The organism is Sphingobacterium shayense (assembly GCF_013179575.1).
GTDB classification, from domain to species: Bacteria; Bacteroidota; Bacteroidia; order Sphingobacteriales; family Sphingobacteriaceae; genus Sphingobacterium; species Sphingobacterium shayense.
On record NZ_JABMCQ010000351.1, the window covers coordinates 1 to 681 of the forward strand.

The following is a 681-nucleotide window of genomic DNA, read 5'->3' on the forward strand; positions in this document are numbered from 1 at the left end:
TGATCACGAAGAAATCCCGAGGGATCATAAAAATCTTTTTCTCGCTCGGCACGCCACTGTTGTGTTTGCTTAGGAAGTAAGCCATTTCCCGGTGTGTTTAAATAGATGATTGAGGATGGAATGTCAAAATGTTCTTTCAAGGATATTGGGATTTAGAGTGCATTTTTTTAACTCGTTATAATATATGGAAGCGTCGATTGATTTCGCTCCCAAGGAAGATAAGTGGTCGCTATATATTTGGCAATCTATAAGCCTAAACGAAAATTGTTGACAGAGATAAATAAGAGCTAACTTGGATGCATTAGGCGCCGTAGAGAACATACTTTCCCCACAAAATATATCTCCGACTTGTACACCATATAATCCGCCAACAAGATTACCTTCTTGATCATATGTTTCAAAGCTATGTGCGAAGCCGAGTTCGTGAAGTTGCGTATAGGCTTGTTGCATCTGACTGGTAATCCATGTGCCGTCTTGGTCTTTTCGTTGAACCTGGGCACAATTTTCAATGACGGCTTCAAACGCGATATTATGTTTGTTTGTAAATTTCTTCTTACGAAGAAGTTGACGTGTGCTCTTGCTAATTTTTAATTCATTCGGTTCTAATACGAATCGTTTTTTTGGTGCATACCACAAAATAGGCGACTCTTCGGAATACCAGGGAAAAATGCCGTGTCGATA

Annotated in this window: 1 protein-coding gene; it reads right to left on the reverse strand. The window is 39.5% G+C overall.

The genetic code is table 11. The annotated features are described in order from the left end of the window. Positions 1-123: 123 nt before the first annotated feature. Positions 124-681 (reverse strand): leucyl/phenylalanyl-tRNA--protein transferase (gene aat, locus HP439_RS19310; protein WP_172391936.1); only part of this gene is annotated, 558 nt, incomplete at its 5' end.